This is a genomic window from Mesorhizobium sp. 2RAF45 (genome assembly GCF_052115225.1).
In the GTDB taxonomy this organism is placed as follows: domain Bacteria; phylum Pseudomonadota; class Alphaproteobacteria; order Rhizobiales; family Rhizobiaceae; genus Mesorhizobium; species Mesorhizobium jarvisii.
This window is the reverse complement of the sequence record NZ_JBFRGG010000032.1, coordinates 1-2,073: the sequence shown is the minus strand read 5'-3', so window position 1 is coordinate 2,073 and position 2,073 is coordinate 1. Positions and strand designations below refer to the sequence as shown.

General features: G+C 63.9%; 2 protein-coding genes. Both read left to right on the top strand.

What is annotated here, in order from left to right:
- A partial coding sequence (locus AB4Z43_RS33425; protein ID WP_441940981.1) for a peptidase domain-containing ABC transporter occupies positions 1-1,022 on the top strand: 1,022 nt, incomplete at its 5' end.
- Between the two features lie 86 nt (positions 1,023-1,108).
- The coding region (locus AB4Z43_RS33420; RefSeq protein ID WP_441940979.1) for an HlyD family type I secretion periplasmic adaptor subunit at positions 1,109-2,073 on the top strand (965 nt) is incomplete at its 3' end.

Sequence of the window (2,073 nt, the reverse complement as noted above, 5' to 3'; positions counted from 1 at the left end):
TGATGGTGCTCGGCACCATGCTGATCGGCGCCTATCTCGCGATGAACGACCGCACCGGCTACATGGTCGGCGGCTTGTTCGCCTTCATGATGATCGCCCAGCGTGTGGCCCAGCCGCTGGTTGGCCTGGCCCGATTGGTTGAAGACTACGAGGAGGTCGGTGCGGCGATCGGCGAGGCAGCGTCAGTCCTCAACCGGCCGCTGGAGAGCAGTTCGAATTCGACCGGCCTGAGACCCAGGCTGGTCGGCGAGGTCGTGTTCAGCGACCTGACCTTTAGCTATATCGCCACCAAGACACCGGCGCTCGACCGGGTCAGCTTCCATATTCCCGCCGGCAGCATGTTTGGCATTGTTGGGCGCAGCGGGTCGGGAAAATCGACAGTCGCCCGCCTCCTGCAGGGGATCAACCGCGACTACAGTGGTTTCCTCAAGCTTGATGGCGTCGACCTCAAGGAAATCAACCTGCGCCATCTCCGCCAGGGGCTTGGCGTTGTGCTGCAGGACAACTTTCTGTTCCGCGGCTCGATCCGAGACAACATCATCGCCGGGCGCCCGGGCTTGACGCTTTCCGACGCCATGCGCGCCGCGCACCTCGCCGGCGCCCAGGAATTCATCGAGCGGATGCCGAATGGCTACGACACCTACATCGAGGAAGGTTCGCCCAATCTGTCAGGCGGTCAGAAGCAGCGGCTGGCGATCGCGCGCGCGCTCATCCACGATCCGACTATTCTCATCCTCGACGAAGCGACCAGCGCGCTCGACCCGGAGAGCGAGGCGGTTGTCAGCGCCAACCTCATGCGCATCGCCAGCGGGCGCACGATGATCATCGTTTCGCACCGGCTCGCCTCGCTGACCGAGTGCGACAACATCCTCGTGATGGATCAGGGTAAGGTCCTCGACGTCGCGCCGCATGCGACCTTGCTCGAACGATGTGCACTCTATCGCCAGTTGTGGTCGCAGCAGAACCGGCACCTCGACGGCCGCCACGGCCGCCCGGTCGCCGTCCCGCCGCGGTTGGTTTGATCATGTCGCGCGCCTCATATTCGCATCAGGTCCGGTAACCCATGAGCAGCACCTCCCTCACCGCCCTTCCCGCTCGGTGGCACCGGATGGAAACGAGAGATCCGACGGCGCCGGCCATACTTGAGTTCCAGTGGCCATCGACGGCTGTCGCCAATGCGCCTATTCCGCGGTCGGCGCGCGGCATCGTCTGGATCGTCTCTAGCCTGGTCATCGCGCTGATCGCCCTGGCGGGGCTGATACCGGTCGATCAGGTGGTAACGGCCAGAGGGCTGGTGGTCTCGCAATCCCCCAACATCGTCGTGCAACCGCTGGAAACAGCGATTGTCCGCTCGATCGAGGTGCGGGAAGGACAGCGCGTCCGGGCCGGCCAACTGCTTGCCCGCCTCGATGCGACCTTTACCTCAGCCGACAAGGCGGCGCTGGCGATGCAGGTCTCGACGCTTGAAGCCGAGGTGGCGCGGTTGAAGGCGGAGGCCAACGGCCAGGCGTTCACCTATGACGGCCTCGACCCGAGTTGGACGCTGCAGGTGTCGATATTCGAGCAACGCAAGGCGGTCTACGACGCCAAGGTGGAGAATTTCGAACGCCAGCGTGACGAACTCAGCTCGGTGATTTCGCGATCGCAATCCGATGCGGAGGGCTACCGCCAGCGGCTCACGGTCGCCGACTCGATCGAACAGATGCGCAGGCAGCTTGAGGCAAGGCAGGTAGGAAGTCGCCTCAACACGCTCCTGGCCGAGGACAACCGGGCAGAAATGTCCCGGGCGCTGGGCAATGCCGAACAGACCGCGGAAGCCGCCAAGCGCCAGCAAGCCGCGGTGGCCGCCGAGCGCGACGGCTACATTCAGGGCTGGCGCGCTGAAGTCTCGCAGAGCCTGTCGGAGGCAAGCACGCGGATCTCGGACGCCCGCGAACTTCTCAACAAGGCAAAGCTTCGAAACCAGTTGGTCGAGTTGAAGAGCCAATCAGACGCCATCGTTCAATCCGTGGCAAAAGTCTCTGTCGGCTCGGTCATGCAGTCAGGGGAGCGCTTTATCACGCTGGTGCCGGC